Origin of the sequence: Microbacterium sp. LEMMJ01 (assembly GCF_002114135.1) — a bacterium.
GTDB lineage: Bacteria > Actinomycetota > Actinomycetes > Actinomycetales > Microbacteriaceae > Microbacterium.
Map to the genome: position 1 here is coordinate 146,001 of NZ_NCTV01000030.1, position 12,449 is coordinate 158,449.

At 70.9% G+C, this 12,449-nt stretch carries 17 protein-coding genes; 7 read left to right on the plus strand and 10 right to left on the minus strand.

Annotated features, from left to right (window positions below; genetic code table 11):
* Positions 1–30: 30 nt before the first annotated feature.
* Genes B7W94_RS09465 through B7W94_RS09475 form a run of 3 tightly spaced genes read right to left on the minus strand, consistent with a single transcriptional unit; the run spans position 31 to position 1,659 of the window.
* Positions 31–417, minus strand: a complete 387-nt coding sequence (locus tag B7W94_RS09465) for a PLDc N-terminal domain-containing protein (RefSeq protein WP_025105568.1) — start codon at positions 415–417, stop codon at positions 31–33.
* 39 nt (positions 418–456) lie between these two features.
* The gene (locus B7W94_RS09470) at positions 457–1,386 is read right to left on the minus strand and encodes an aldo/keto reductase (protein WP_085606164.1); all 930 of its coding nucleotides are present in this window, start codon (positions 1,384–1,386) and stop codon (positions 457–459) included.
* Between the two features lie 54 nt (positions 1,387–1,440).
* Positions 1,441–1,659 carry a helix-turn-helix domain-containing protein gene (locus B7W94_RS09475; protein WP_238695601.1) on the minus strand — a complete coding sequence of 73 codons (219 nt, stop codon included), beginning with the start codon at positions 1,657–1,659 and terminating at the stop codon, positions 1,441–1,443.
* A 94-nt stretch (positions 1,660–1,753) separates the two neighbouring features.
* Between B7W94_RS09475 and B7W94_RS09480 the strand changes: the two genes are divergently transcribed.
* From B7W94_RS09480 to B7W94_RS09490, 3 genes are read left to right on the plus strand one after another with little or no spacing between them, the layout of a single operon-like run.
* A complete protein-coding gene (locus B7W94_RS09480; RefSeq protein ID WP_231729480.1) occupies positions 1,754–2,125 on the plus strand; it encodes a helix-turn-helix domain-containing protein in 372 nt (123 codons plus the stop codon).
* A 24-nt stretch (positions 2,126–2,149) separates the two neighbouring features.
* On the plus strand, positions 2,150–2,542 hold the full coding sequence (locus B7W94_RS09485; protein WP_025105565.1) for an ImmA/IrrE family metallo-endopeptidase: 393 nt from the start codon (positions 2,150–2,152) through the stop codon (positions 2,540–2,542).
* A gap of 38 nt (positions 2,543–2,580) precedes the next feature.
* The gene (locus B7W94_RS09490) at positions 2,581–3,183 is read left to right on the plus strand and encodes a GNAT family N-acetyltransferase (protein WP_085606166.1); all 603 of its coding nucleotides are present in this window, start codon (positions 2,581–2,583) and stop codon (positions 3,181–3,183) included.
* 24 nt (positions 3,184–3,207) lie between these two features.
* Here the strand turns inward: B7W94_RS09490 and B7W94_RS09495 are convergent, their stop codons facing one another.
* Positions 3,208–3,414, minus strand: a complete 207-nt coding sequence (locus tag B7W94_RS09495) for a hypothetical protein (RefSeq protein WP_025105563.1) — start codon at positions 3,412–3,414, stop codon at positions 3,208–3,210.
* A gap of 88 nt (positions 3,415–3,502) precedes the next feature.
* Here B7W94_RS09495 and B7W94_RS09500 point away from each other — a divergent pair, with 88 nt between their 5' ends.
* The gene (locus B7W94_RS09500; protein WP_085606168.1) at positions 3,503–4,114 is read left to right on the plus strand and encodes a flavodoxin family protein; all 612 of its coding nucleotides are present in this window, start codon (positions 3,503–3,505) and stop codon (positions 4,112–4,114) included.
* 9 nt (positions 4,115–4,123) lie between these two features.
* Here B7W94_RS09500 and B7W94_RS09505 read toward each other — a convergent pair whose 3' ends face one another.
* From B7W94_RS09505 to galU, 4 genes are all read right to left on the minus strand, one after another.
* On the minus strand, positions 4,124–4,435 hold the full coding sequence (locus B7W94_RS09505; RefSeq protein WP_025105561.1) for a DUF7882 family protein: 312 nt from the start codon (positions 4,433–4,435) through the stop codon (positions 4,124–4,126).
* Between the two features lie 149 nt (positions 4,436–4,584).
* Entirely contained in the window at positions 4,585–5,448 is an 864-nt protein-coding gene (locus B7W94_RS09510; protein WP_085606170.1) for a hypothetical protein, read from the minus strand.
* 82 nt (positions 5,449–5,530) lie between these two features.
* Positions 5,531–6,142 (minus strand): GNAT family N-acetyltransferase, encoded by a 612-nt coding sequence (locus tag B7W94_RS09515; RefSeq protein WP_060921801.1) that lies wholly within the window; start codon positions 6,140–6,142, stop codon positions 5,531–5,533.
* Positions 6,143–6,187: 45 nt separating this feature from the next.
* The gene (gene galU, locus B7W94_RS09520; RefSeq protein WP_060921777.1) at positions 6,188–7,075 is read right to left on the minus strand and encodes a UTP--glucose-1-phosphate uridylyltransferase GalU; all 888 of its coding nucleotides are present in this window, start codon (positions 7,073–7,075) and stop codon (positions 6,188–6,190) included.
* A gap of 40 nt (positions 7,076–7,115) precedes the next feature.
* Between galU and B7W94_RS09525 the strand changes: the two genes are divergently transcribed.
* Genes B7W94_RS09525 through mscL form a run of 3 tightly spaced genes read left to right on the plus strand, consistent with a single transcriptional unit; the run spans position 7,116 to position 8,456 of the window.
* Entirely contained in the window at positions 7,116–7,712 is a 597-nt protein-coding gene (locus tag B7W94_RS09525) for a 5-formyltetrahydrofolate cyclo-ligase (protein ID WP_025105557.1), read from the plus strand.
* A gap of 15 nt (positions 7,713–7,727) precedes the next feature.
* Positions 7,728–8,000: an FmdB family zinc ribbon protein gene (locus B7W94_RS09530; RefSeq protein WP_025105556.1), complete on the plus strand. Its 273-nt coding sequence runs from the start codon at positions 7,728–7,730 to the stop codon at positions 7,998–8,000.
* Between the two features lie 24 nt (positions 8,001–8,024).
* On the plus strand, positions 8,025–8,456 hold the full coding sequence (gene mscL, locus B7W94_RS09535) for a large conductance mechanosensitive channel protein MscL (RefSeq protein WP_025105555.1): 432 nt from the start codon (positions 8,025–8,027) through the stop codon (positions 8,454–8,456).
* Between the two features lie 71 nt (positions 8,457–8,527).
* On the opposite strand, the gene B7W94_RS09540 is transcribed toward mscL, so the two are convergent.
* The gene (locus B7W94_RS09540; RefSeq protein WP_025105554.1) at positions 8,528–8,725 is read right to left on the minus strand and encodes a hypothetical protein; all 198 of its coding nucleotides are present in this window, start codon (positions 8,723–8,725) and stop codon (positions 8,528–8,530) included.
* Complete coding sequence (locus B7W94_RS09545) at positions 8,718–12,398, minus strand: ATP-binding protein (protein ID WP_085606172.1); 3,681 nt, start codon at positions 12,396–12,398, stop codon at positions 8,718–8,720. Before B7W94_RS09545 ends, B7W94_RS09540 begins: the two co-directional genes overlap by 8 nt.
* Between the last annotated feature and the right edge of the window lie 51 nt (positions 12,399–12,449).

Sequence of the window (12,449 nt, forward strand, 5' to 3'; positions counted from 1 at the left end):
GGCATCCTGGCAGGCCGCACCGCTCGGCGGCTAGGACGACGGAAGAGCGTCGTCTCCCCGTTCCCGACGCCGCTTCTCGATCTCCTCGCGCAGCCGCCACTCCTCGATCTCCCGGTCGAGGTCCGCGATCTGCTGCTCGGTGGACCGGACGTCGACCGGCGGCGCGGGGCGTGCGACCGTCGTCGTCGGGGCCGCGGGGCGCTCGGCGCGCCGCATCCGCGGGAGCGGAACGCCACCCTCCCCGTACTCCCGCCCGAGCGCGAACCACAGCGCGCTGCCGATCAACGGCAGCAGGATCACGATGATGATCCAGACCATCTTCGGCAGGTGCTTCACCTGCGAGTCGTCGCGCGTGATGATGTCGATCAGCGCACCGATCATCAGCGCGATGACCAGGAGCGAGAACAGGAACGGCATGGGTTCAGGGTAGACGACGCACGGACCGGAGCCGAGGGTTCACGGCAGCAGGTGTCCGGCGGCACGGAAGAGCTCGTACCACTCCGGGCGGGTGAGCACGACGTCCACTCCGGCCGCTGCCTCCTGCACGCGGTGCGGCGTCGTGGTGCCGAGCACGACCTGCATCCCGGCGGGGTGCCGGGTGATCCAGGCGGTGGCGATCGCGGTCGGTGTCACTCCATGGACTCCCGCCAGGCGCTCGATCACGGCGTTGAGCTCGGGGTAGTCCGGGTGCCCGAGGAAGACGCCGCCGCCGAAGCCGCTCTGGTACGGAGACCAGGCCTGCACGGTGATGCCGTGGATCCGGCAGTAGTCCACGATGCCGCCGCCGTCGCGCGCGATGCTCTGGTCATGGCCCGCCATGTTCGCCGCCACCGGCTGCGCGATGATCGGCGCATGCGTGAGGGACAGCTGGAGCTGGTTCGCGACCAGGGGCTGCCGCACCGCGGTCTTCAGCAGCTCGATCTGCGACGGGGTGTGGTTCGACACCCCGAACGCGCGCACCTTGCCCGAGGACTCGAGGTGATCGAAGGCGCGAGCCACCTCATCCGGCTCGACGAGGGCGTCCGGCCGGTGCAGCAGGAGGACGTCGATGCGGTCGGTGCGGAGGGCCGCGAGCGAGCCCTCGACCTGCCCGACGATGTGGTCGTAGGAGAAGTCGAACATGCCCTGCGCCGGCACGATGCCGCACTTGGTCTGCAGCACGATCTCGTCCCGCTCCGTGGTGCTGAGCCGGAGAGCGTCCGCGAATCGCGCTTCGCAGTGGTGCATCTCCCCGCCGTAGATGTCCGCGTGGTCGAAGAAGTCGATCCCGGCATCCCGTGCGGTCGCATACAGGCCGCGGATCTGCTCGTCGTCGAGGCTGTCGATGCGCATCATCCCGGCGATCAGGGCCGGAGCGGTCGTCGATCCGAAGGGTACGGTCTTCATGCGCCCACGCTACTTCATCGCCTCGCCCCATCCGAGGCGCGGGCGGGCATCGTCTCAGGGCGCGCAGGGCAGCAGCCGGGTGACGGGGACCTCGAGCACCGCCGCGATCCCCGCCACATCCTCCATCGTGAAGTCCGCGCGCTCCTCGAGGAGGTCGGCCAGCGCGGCCGGCGCGATCCCTGTCTGCTCCGAGAGCTCGATGAACGACACTCCGGCGTGCAAGCGAGCGGCCTCCACGGCCGATGCCATCAGATGACGCAATTCTGTCCCCATGCGCCTACGGTACCGCCACGCACGGACACCGAGAGGGCCCTCAGCTACCAATATGACGGCATCCTGCTCTCGGTGCGCTGCTAAGGTGAGCCGGATGAAGACACCAGCCGAGCAGTTCAACGAGGCGGTCGGCCGTCAGATGCGGGCGGAGATCGCGGCGGCACGCAGCAGCATCGCCGCCATGGCACGCGATGTGGGCATCGCCCGGAGCGCCCTCGACAACTACGTCACGGGCAAGCGCGCCATTCCCGTGCCGGTGGTCTACGCGGTGTGCGCCACGCTCGGCGTCGAGCCGCACGTCCTCGTGGCCCGCGCCGAGGAGCGTCTGGCCGCCGACGGCATGTCGGCGATCGTCACTCCCCTCCGGCGCCGCACCGATGTCGCCACCCCACGCGATAATGCCCGCGAGGTCGCCTTCGAATCCGGATCCACCCGCGAGACGGACACCGACGACCTCTACGAGTAGACGACACCGACCGGACGGAGGCCCATGCAGCAGCTTCTCCGTCTGGCCGACGAATTCGGTCTCCGCGTGATCGAACGCGCAGGTCTCACCCCCGGGGGCTTCCAGCCCGTCACACGCACGATCCGGCTCGCCCCGGGGATGAGCAGGCGCACCGCCCGCAGCGTGCTCGCCCATGAGCTCGGTCACGCTCACCTCGGTCATCAGCCCACGTGGCAGGCAGCCCTTCGGGCTCGACAGGAGCGGCAGGCCGATGAGTGGGCCGCGCGACGCCTGATCACGCCGGCGGCGTACGCAGCGGCGGAGCAGCTCCGCGGCACACATCTGGCCAGCCTGGCCTTCGAGCTCGACGTCACGATCGAGATCGTCCTCGCGTTCCAGCGGGTGCTGCGCCGCGAGCACCTGGCCATCCCCGCCTGAGGGCCGGGCACAGCGGGCGACGCTGGTTGAATGACACCATGGCCTTCCACGTCGCCCCCGCCCCCGTCACTCTCACCGGCGAGCTCGTCGAGCTCCGCCCTCTCGACCGGTCGCACGTCGACGGCCTCGTCGAAGCGGTCTCCGAAGGCGACCTGTGGAAGACCGCCTGGTACACCTCGGTTCCGGCGCCCGACGGCGTCGCGGCCGAGGTCGACCGGCGCCTGAACCTCGTCGCTACCGGCGAGATGGTGCCCTTCACGGCCTTCGACGCCGCCGGACGCGTGCTGGGACTGACGTCGTTCTACGACATCGTCGCCGACGTCCCCCGACTGCACATCGGATACACCTGGAACCGGCCGTCCGCTCATGGCACGGGCACCAACGCGGAGTCGAAGCTGCTGCTCCTCCGCCACGCCTTCGAGACGCTGGGGATCTTCCGGGTCGGGCTGACGACCCAGTGGGTGAACTTCCAGTCCCGCGCCGCGATCGAACGACTGGGCGCGAAGCAGGACGGTGTGATGCGGGCCATGAGCCGCTACCGCAACGGCGCACTCCGCGACAGCGTGGAGTACTCCATCATCGAGCCGGAGTGGCCTGCTGTGCGGGCGAACCTCGAAGCGAGGCTCGCCCGGCGACGGTGAGCGCGGGGCGCCGCCCCGCGGCGGTCACTCGGTCGGGCTGCCGGTCCAGTTCTTGGAGCGACGCGTGGCCGAACCGCGCTGGCGCATCGCGAACCCGAGAGCCAGCGAGACGAGCAGGATGCCGCCGACGAAGGTGAGCGCGGCGAGCGTGTCCGGCATCTCGTGGGCGATCCCCAGCAGCCAGAAGCCTCCGAGGAACATGATCATGAAGAAGAGGAAGCTGAGGATCACGGGATCTCCTGTCGTCGGTGCTCTACCAGGATAGCCCGGACCCGGAAAGGCCCTGTGCCGCCGCCCGCATCTCTGATGGAGTCGGAGCATGGACACCTCCCTCACCGCCCTCGCGATCTCCTGCACCCTCAAGCTCTACCCCGCGTCGTCGAGCTCCGATCTGCTCGCGCGTCAGCTGCTCGATGCCCTCGCCGAGCACGGGGTCACGGGTGACCTCGTCCGTGCCGTCGACCACGACATCCGCCCCGGCGTCGAGAAGGACATGGGCGACGGCGACCAGTGGCCGGCCCTGCGTCAGCGAGTCCTCGATGCCGACATCCTCGTGTTCGTCACGCCGACGTGGATGGGACAGCACTCGAGCGTCGCCCAGCGCGTGCTGGAGCGCCTCGACGCCGAGCTCAGCGAGACGGACGAGCAGGGCCGCCCGATCCTCTTCGACAAGGTCGCGATCGCCGGCGTCCTCGGGAACGAGGACGGCGCGCACCACATCTCCGCGATCCTCTTCCAGGCGCTGAACGACATCGGCTACACGATCCCGGCCCAGACGTCGGTGTACTGGAACGGCGAGGCCATGCAGACCGTGGACTACAAGGACCTCGATGAGACTCCGGAGGCCGTGAGCTCCGCGATCGCGACCGCGACCCGCAACGCGGCGCACCTCGCGCGGCAGCTCACCGCGCAGGCGTACCCCGCCGAGTAGCGGAGGCGCTCAGTCGGCGGGACCGTCGACGACCTCGTCCACGAGGCTGATGCCTCCCGACGAGCTCGCCTCGACCATGAGAGCCTGGATCCACTTGACGTTCAACTCCGGCGTCTCCGGCTCCGAGAAGGTGAAGCGCAGCGGGATCGACGGATGCAGCCAGATCGTCGAACGTCCCGGCACGTCGCCGTCGGGGTGCTTCCAGGAGAGCGTGAAGCTCTCGTTCCGGCGAAGCTTGGTCGCGATCGCGACCTTCAGATGGGCCAGGGCGCGGTCCTCGATCTGGATCTCGCTGCCGGAGCCGTACTGCATGGTTCCCATCCCACGACTCTACGGCCCCGAGCGGGCGGGACGCGAGGAGCGACACTCGCGCGCGTTTCCGGTGTGCCCGTGCGGCCGAGACGGCCGGAACCGCTCGCCGGGAGCGGCACGAAGGCGTCAGCGAAGGAGACCCGCGCTCACCGCGACGGTCATCCGGCGGCCCGACGCTGGAGGAGCTGGCGCACGTGCGCCTCGATCTCCGCGTCGTCGACGAAGCCCATGCGGGCGTACGGGGATTCCGCCGCTGCCGCCGGCGCTGCCGGGAGGCTGACGGGCGCTGCCGGCGCCATCTCCTCGGCGCGGGCGCGGAGCGCGGCGACCCGAGCAGCCTTGCGGCGCTCCTCCTGCGCATCGATCTCGGCGCGAGCCGCCTGGGCGCGCGATCCCGTGACCGACACCATCGGCTCCGGGAGCGGGCGCGGGGTCCAGGTGGCGGGGCCCTGGTCATGCAGGGCCGGAGCGACCCTCTCCGCGACGGTCTCGACGGCCGCGGGCTGCGGACGACGGGCAGCGCGCACAGCGACCGCGGCCATCCGCTGCAGGACGATGGTGGCGATGAGGGCTGCCACCCCACCGCTCCAGAGGAGCACCGCTCCCCCGGTGGCCAGGAGCTGCCAGATGCCGAGCCCGACGGCGGCGAGCCCCAGGACGAGCGCGCCGGTCGCCGTCAGGCGCACGCGTCGGCGGACCCGGGCGCGACGGATCACGGGGTCGGCCCGCGTGGCGGCGAGTTCCTGGCGGAGGGCCTCGAGCTCCGCGGCTTCCCGCTGGGCCTGCAGCCGCTTCGCGAGCTTCTGCTGCGCGACGACGGTGCGGGCGTTGAGCTCCATGTGCACCTCGCTGGGCGTCTCGCTCGTCTCGGCGAGGATCCGCAGCGCCTGATTGAGCCGCACGGCGTTCCGCTCGGCCGCGTTGTACTGGAAGCGCCCGCGCCAGGAGGGCAGCAGGTACAGCATCCACAGGAGCACGGCGACGAGCACGATCACTCCCCCGCTCAGCACCGGCCCGTCCATAGGACAACGGTAACGGCGGCGGACCGGCCGCGCCGTGCAGTCGGGGCGCGTGTCGCGGCGTGTCCTTCCGCAACGGGCGATGTCAGAGGCTGATGCGGTCCGCCGGCGGGATCGTCGCCGCGTGCGGCGGCACCTGTCCATGGATCCACCGGGCGAGCACGCCCTGCGGAACCTCCTCCTGCGTGAGGGCGAAGGCGTAGTGGTCGCGCCAGTCCCCGTCGATGTGGATGTACCGCCGGCGCAGCCCCTCGTACCGGAAGCCGAGCTTCTGGACCACGCGAAGGCTCGCGGCGTTCTCGGGCCGGATGCAGATCTCCATCCGATGCAGCCCGTACTCCGTGAAGCAGGCGTCGGTCGCGAGCGCGACCGCGGTCGGGGTGATCCCCCGCCCCGCGAAGCGCTCGCTCACCCAGTACCCGATCGTCGCCGAGCACAGCGAGCCCCGAGCGACGCCCCAGACGTTCAGCTGCCCGGCGACCTCACCGTCGTACTCCATGACGAACGGGTAGCCGCCGCCATCCCGGTACTGCTGGAGCAGCCGGCGGATGCTGACCCGCATGTCGAAGGACACCGCCCCGTGCGGGATCGTCGCCTCCCACGGCTGCAGCCACGCGCGGTTCGCGAGCAGCTCCTGCTGCAGAGGCCGCGCGTCCTTCGTCCGGATCAGACGCAGCTCGACCGGTCCGTGCCGCATCCCCGTCGACAGCTCCACGCCGCACCTCCGACGACCGCGAGGCGCCTAGAGGCGCTCCGCGAAGTCCTTGAGCCAGGGGCGCAGCTCCGAACCCAGGTCGTCGCGGTCGGCCGCGAGCTGCACGATCGCCTTGATGTAGTCCACGCGGTCGCCGGTGTCGTAGCGGCGGCCTCCGAAGACCACGCCGACCACGCCCGGTCCGCCGTCCGCCGTCGCGAGCTCCTGCAGGGCATCGGTGAGCTGGATCTCCCCGCCCTTGCCGGGCTCGGTCCGCTCGAGGATCTCGAAGACCGACGCGGGGAGCACGTAGCGTCCGATGATCGCGAGGTTGGACGGGGCGTCCTCCTTCGCGGGCTTCTCGACGAGGCCCGTGACACGAACGGCGTCCGACCCCTCGATCGGCTCGACGGCGGCGGCCCCGTACATGTGGATGCTGTCCGGGTCGACCTCCATGAGGGCGATGACGGCGGCGCCGGTGCGCTCGTGCTCCGCGATCATCTCCGTGAGCAGCGGGTCGCGCTCATCGATGAGGTCGTCGCCGAGCAGCACCGCGAACGAGCTGTCGCCGACGTGCGTCCGAGCGCGGAGCACGGCGTGGCCGAGACCCTTGGGCTCGCCCTGACGGACGAAGTGGATGTCGGCGAGGTCGCTCGACTTCATCACGCGCTCCAGGCGACCGGTGTCGCCCTTCTCCATGAGCTTCACCTCGAGCTCCGGCACGGAGTCGAAGTGGTTGGAGATCGCATTCTTGTTGCGTCCGATGATCACGAGGATGTCCTCGATCCCGGCGTTCGCCGCCTCCTCGACGACGTACTGGATCGCCGGCTTGTCGACGACGGGGAGCATCTCCTTCGGCATCGCCTTCGTCGCGGGCAGGAATCGTGTCCCCAGCCCGGCAGCGGGAATGACAGCCTTGATCTTCTCGTGAGCCATTCCCACAGCCTACCGGTGGGGGCCGCCCTAGACTCGGACCATGGCTAACGACGTCGAGCACGCCAAGCGAGCCCTCCGCGCGGAGCTGCGCGAGCGGCGGCAGCTGCTGTCCGATCCCCAGCGCGAAGCCGCTGCCACGGCGATCGGCGAACGGCTGGACGCCCTCGTCGACGAGCTCGGCGCCCGCTCCGTCTCCTGCTTCCTCTCCACCACCACGGAGCCGGGCACCAGGGAGTTCGTCACGCGCGCGGTCCGCCGCGGGATCCGGGTGCTCCTCCCGGTCACCCGCTCCGACGGACTGCTGGACTGGGCGGTCGCCGACGACACCGACGAGATCGCGGAAGGGCTGTACGGGCTGCCCGAGCCCACCGGCGAGGTGCTCGGGCCGATCGCGGTGAACGACGTCGATCTGATGATCGTCCCCGCCGCCGCCGTCGACCGCTCGGGGATGCGCATGGGCTGGGGCCGCGGCTACTTCGACAAGACCATCGGCTCCATGGAGAAGTGCCCTCCGGTGTACGCGGTGATCTATGATTCCGAGGTACTCGACGAACTGCCGCGCGAGGTGCACGATCAGCCGGTCGACGGCATCGTGACCCCGTCGCAGACGCTGCATCTGTCGCCTCGGCGACGCTGACCCGCAAGGACCGCCATGCCCACCTACGCCTATGCCTGCACCGCGTGCGGGCACCAGTTCGACGCCGTCCAGAGCTTCTCCGACGACGCGCTCACGGTCTGCCCCGAGTGCGGCGGCGCGCTGCGCAAGCAGTACGGCTCGATCGGCGTGACCTTCAACGGCTCCGGCTTCTATCGCACGGACTCGCGCGCCAAATCCGGGGGTTCGAAGGATGCTTCGGCATCATCGAAGTCGGATTCGACGACGAGCGCCAAACCGGCCGCTGCGTCGACTCCCGCCTCGAACTGAGGCCCAGTCGACTTGGGGGTTTCCATGCTCAAAGGTTTCAAGGACTTCCTGCTCCGCGGGAACGTCATCGATCTGGCCGTCGCGGTCGTCATCGGCACCGCCTTCACGGCGATCGTCACAGCGGTCGTGAACAGCATCATCAACCCGCTCATCGCGCTCTTCCTCAAGGCGGACGCCGCGGGGCAGTTCGGCATCCAGGTTCCGAACATCTACGGCGAGACCGTCACGTTCCCGATCGGCGACCTCATCTCGGCGATCATCAGCTTCCTCGCGGTCGCCGCGGTCGTCTACTTCGTCTTCGTGCTGCCGATGAACACCTTCAAGGCGCACGTCGAGGCACGCAAGGGCACGCCCGCCGAGGAGCCGGAGGAGGAGCCGGCCGCCGCGACCGAGGCGGAGCTGCTCGTCGAGATCCGCGATCTGCTCAAGACCCAGCAGGGTCCGCGCGGCGTCTGACCGCACCGCGCTCACGACCCACGGCTCTCCTCGGAGGGCCGTGGGTCTTTCTCGTTCCGGGTGCGGCCGCCTCAGTAGTGCGGAGGCACGTCGCGGAGGAGCTGGTCGTCGTTGGGACCCTTCCGATCGCCGGGGGCGGACCGGCGCGGCGTCTCACCCCCCGGGACCTCCGGCGCCGGGTCGCTGCCCTCGACGGGCGTCAGACGCGCCCGCCGGGAGCCCGGCACCCGGACGACCCGCTGACGCGGCTCGTCACGGCCGTCAGTCATTCCGGTGGTCGCCGAGGTCGAGGGGCTGCGTGTCGTTCTCCGCGCGCGGGGTCGACTCCGAGATGCCGAGCACCGTCGCGATCCGGGACGCCACCGTACGCGGGTCGCTGTAGAGGTCGAACGCGTGGACGCGGACGTAGTGCCAGCCGAGGCGGCGGAGCACATGCGGGCGCAGCCGGAGCGTCTCGCGCAGCGACTCTCCCCGGGACTCCGGATCGGACTCGATCACGACGGCCTTGCCGTTGTGCTGCGCCACGAGCGGCAGGAGCCCCCGGTAGTCGACGTCAACGGAAGCGCCGAGACGCCGGAGCTCCCTGGCCAGTGCGAGCGTGAGCGGGTCGGCCAGATCCTCCAGGCGCGCGTCGCGGGCGCGGGCCGCGAGACCGCCGAGGATCGACATGAGCGTGGCCGCGCCGTGCTCGAGACGCCCGTCGTCGAAGGCCGAGGGGCGGATGGACGAGACGATCACCATGGAGCGCCGCGCCCGGGTCATCCCGACGGTCAGCAGCCGCTCGCCGTCCGGCGTCGACAGGTCGCCGAAGTCGCTGAGGACGCGGCCGTGCTTGGTGAGTCCGAAGCCGAGCGAGAAGATGACGCGGTCGCGGCTCTCGGCGACGGACTCTTCGAGGGTGAGCACGGCGAACGGCTCCGCGGTGTCGCGGGCGACGAAGTCGGCGACGTCGGAGCGGCCGGCGAAGGCGGCGGTCACGGCGGCCCGCACGCGCTCCGCGTGACGGGTGCTGGCGGTGACCACCATGAGCGACTCCGTCGGGCGGTGCACCGCGTGCTCGACGACGAGCGTGACGACGCGGGCGACCTCGGCGTCCGGGCTCTCGACGGCGCCGGACACGGGATCGGGCGTCCCGGTGCCCCCTTCGACGTAGTCGACGGTGAGGCTGCCGCGGCCCAGGTACGACCCCGCCCACGGAAGGGAGACGATCTCGCCACCGTAGAACGCGTCGTTGATGAGCTCCGCGAGGTCCTCACCGCCGGCACGGTAGCTCCGGGTCAGCGTCATCACGGGGAACAGCTCGGACAGTCGCTCGAAGACGGAGACCTCGTCGAACGGGACCTCCTCCTCCCAGTCCTCCGCGGGGTCGACCGCGATGCGGAAGGGAGAGGGCCGCTGCGTGACCGGGTCTCCGAAGGCGACGACCTGCCGGGCACGGCGGATCGCCGGGGCCGCCTCGGCGAGGTTGATGGCCGCGGCGTCGACGAGGAGCACGGTGTCGAACTCCACCGCGTCCGGGATCTCCGGGACGAGGTAGGGCGACGAGATCCAGACCGGAGCCAGGACGTCGACGAGGGTCGGCGCGGCGCTGACGACCTCGGCCGCCGTCGTCGCGGACTGCGTGAGGGCCCGGCGCAGGTTCTGCGACTGCTCGGGCTCGTCGACGATGGCGATGCGCCACTGGTTCGCGAGCTGCCAGGCGAGCAGCGGTCCGGCCATCGCCGCGTGCGCCTCGTCGACCAGCCGGAAGTCGCGCTCGAGGCGGTCGACCACGGCGGTGTTCGCTCCGAGCAGCGCGCGGTTGTCCTGCAGCGCGCGCTCGAGGAGGGACTGCCACCAGGCGAACTCGAGCTCGTCCCCCACCCGCGCTTCGGAGACATGGCGCACCGAGAGCTCGGTCAGCAGCGGCTCCAGGCCGAGGAGGGCGAGCTTGTCACGCAGCTGCGCGCGCTCGACGAGGTTCTCGAAGACGTCGGACTTCGCGGCGAGACCCGCGAGCATGCGCACGAGTCGCGCGACCGGCAGCGAGGACAGCGGTTCGCGGCGGCCGAGTGCCGCATCCAGCTCTGCCAGCTCAGCCTCCACCCGCTGCCAGGAGGCGAACACGTCGGCGAGGCCGAGCGGGATCTCCGGCGCGACGCCCGCGTCGACGTAGCGCTGCCACTGGGTGCGCTGGGTCTGAATGCGCAGCAGCGCCTCGTGCATCTCCGTCACGTGCACGCCGGGGCGGACGTACTCCTTCGCGAGGCGGCGGAGGCGGCGACGGTTCGCTCCGGACATCCCGGGTGCGTCCCGGCGGGAGCCGTGCGCCTGGATGAGCTCCCCGAGCGGACGCTCGAACACCGTCGGGCTGAACCGGTCCAGGGTGTCGCGGATGCCCTGCAGCAGCTCGAGGTAGTCGCCGAGCTCGTCGATCGTCGAGAACGGTCGCATGTGCGTCTGCGCGATGAGCTCGTAGCCGCGCTCCAGCAGGGCGGGCACGCTGACGGCATGGAGGCGCCCGGCGAGCTCGTGGGCGGCGCGGGCGGCCTCGGTGCTGCCGAAGGTGACGCCGTACCAGGGCGAATCGTTCGGTCCGACGCGGAACTCGCCGAGTCGTGCGGCCTGAGCCAGTGCGGCGGCCGCCTCGGTGCGATCCTGCGCGAGCCGGCGCAGGGCGTCCACGCTCAGTCGGGCCGTGGTCGACGGCGGGACCGGCAGGGACGCGAGACGGGTGAGGTGCCTGGTCGCGTCCAGGACGGAGGCGTCGAGGCCGGGGATCGGAACGGTCAGAGCGTCGCGATAGTCGCGGAGCACCGTGCGCAGCCGCACGAGCGCGTCGTCGACCTCGCTCACCTTGGGCGCGGTCGCCTTCTCGTTCCTGCCGATCGCACGGACGAGGTCTCGGCGCAGGCTCGCCGGGGACACCGCGAGGCTGTCGAGGCCGATGCCGGCGAGGCGGTGGCGCACGCCGTCGAGCGTCGACCGGCGGGCCGAGACGACGAGCACCTTCTTGCCGGCGCGGACGAGCTCGCCCAGCGCGTTGATGACGGTCTGCGTACCGCCGGTGCCCGGCAGCGTCGCCACCGTGAGGGAGTGACCGGCGGTGATGCGGGCCAGCACCGCCTCCTGCTCGGCATCCGCGTCGAGGAGGAGCGTGTCCGAGGCGGGCGCGCGGTCGTCCGGACCGACGTGGTGCGGGACGGCGCGCGGTGCCGTGACCTGCTCGCGATCGCCGACGTGGCCGCCGAGGGCGTTGAGGACCGGGTGGTCGAGGCTGCCGCCGTCCTGGGCCATGGCGCCAGCGACATCGGCGAAGGTGGAGACGACGAGTCGAGGCTCGACGGAGAACGTCTCGATCGATCGGGTCAGACCGCGCAGGCTGTCGATCACCGGCTGCGGCTTGAAGATGCCGCCGTCGTAGGCGAGCGCCGCGAGGGCTGAGGCGTCGAGCGACAGCCCGAAGTGCTCGCGGGCGACCCGGACGAGCTCCGGATTCACCTCGAACGCCCCCTGCAGCTTGAGCTCGAAGTCGGTGTGATGGCGGCGGATCGCGAGGGGTCGCAACAGGACAGGGGCGGCGAAGGTCGCCCCGCCGATGCGCCACCGCGCGACGCCGACGGCCAGGTGCACGGCTTCGATGCCGCGGACCGTGCGCAGCTCGGTGTTCTTGGCCGTGATGCGCTCGGCGGCCAGCCGCGCGGTACGCAGGCCCACCTCGTCGCGGAAGAGGTTGGAGAGGAGCGTCGACTTGCCGGTGATGAACTGCGGGAGACTGCCCGGGTGCGCCTTGGAGATGTCGATGCCGGATTCCGGCCCGTCGCGGAAGCTGCTCAGCGGCGAAGGGCCGCCCAGATCGGCGGCTTCGGCCCGCAGGCGCGTGCGCTCGGCCTCGGCGGCGTGCGCGATCCCGACTCCGGTGGACGAGTCGTGCAGGTCACCGAGGGACACAGCGTTGTCCACCGCTGTGCTGTTCGCAGACCTGCTTTCCCGTCGCCACACACTCACACCCTA

Excerpts from the sequence above, each read along its gene's own strand:
- B7W94_RS09465 (WP_025105568.1), bottom strand. The coding sequence starts at position 417 with ATGCCGTTCCTGTTCTCGCTCCTGGTCATCGCGCTGATGATCGGTGCG.
- B7W94_RS09470 (WP_085606164.1), bottom strand. The coding sequence starts at position 1,386 with ATGAAGACCGTACCCTTCGGATCGACGACCGCTCCGGCCCTGATCGCC.
- B7W94_RS09475 (WP_238695601.1), bottom strand. The coding sequence starts at position 1,659 with ATGGGGACAGAATTGCGTCATCTGATGGCATCGGCCGTGGAGGCCGCT.
- B7W94_RS09480 (WP_231729480.1), top strand. The coding sequence starts at position 1,754 with ATGAAGACACCAGCCGAGCAGTTCAACGAGGCGGTCGGCCGTCAGATG.
- B7W94_RS09485 (WP_025105565.1), top strand. The coding sequence starts at position 2,150 with ATGCAGCAGCTTCTCCGTCTGGCCGACGAATTCGGTCTCCGCGTGATC.
- B7W94_RS09490 (WP_085606166.1), top strand. The coding sequence starts at position 2,581 with ATGGCCTTCCACGTCGCCCCCGCCCCCGTCACTCTCACCGGCGAGCTC.
- B7W94_RS09500 (WP_085606168.1), top strand. The coding sequence starts at position 3,503 with ATGGACACCTCCCTCACCGCCCTCGCGATCTCCTGCACCCTCAAGCTC.
- B7W94_RS09505 (WP_025105561.1), bottom strand. The coding sequence starts at position 4,435 with ATGGGAACCATGCAGTACGGCTCCGGCAGCGAGATCCAGATCGAGGAC.
- B7W94_RS09510 (WP_085606170.1), bottom strand. The coding sequence starts at position 5,448 with ATGGACGGGCCGGTGCTGAGCGGGGGAGTGATCGTGCTCGTCGCCGTG.
- B7W94_RS09515 (WP_060921801.1), bottom strand. The coding sequence starts at position 6,142 with ATGCGGCACGGACCGGTCGAGCTGCGTCTGATCCGGACGAAGGACGCG.
- galU (WP_060921777.1), bottom strand. The coding sequence starts at position 7,075 with ATGGCTCACGAGAAGATCAAGGCTGTCATTCCCGCTGCCGGGCTGGGG.
- B7W94_RS09525 (WP_025105557.1), top strand. The coding sequence starts at position 7,116 with ATGGCTAACGACGTCGAGCACGCCAAGCGAGCCCTCCGCGCGGAGCTG.
- B7W94_RS09530 (WP_025105556.1), top strand. The coding sequence starts at position 7,728 with ATGCCCACCTACGCCTATGCCTGCACCGCGTGCGGGCACCAGTTCGAC.
- mscL (WP_025105555.1), top strand. The coding sequence starts at position 8,025 with ATGCTCAAAGGTTTCAAGGACTTCCTGCTCCGCGGGAACGTCATCGAT.
- B7W94_RS09540 (WP_025105554.1), bottom strand. The coding sequence starts at position 8,725 with ATGACTGACGGCCGTGACGAGCCGCGTCAGCGGGTCGTCCGGGTGCCG.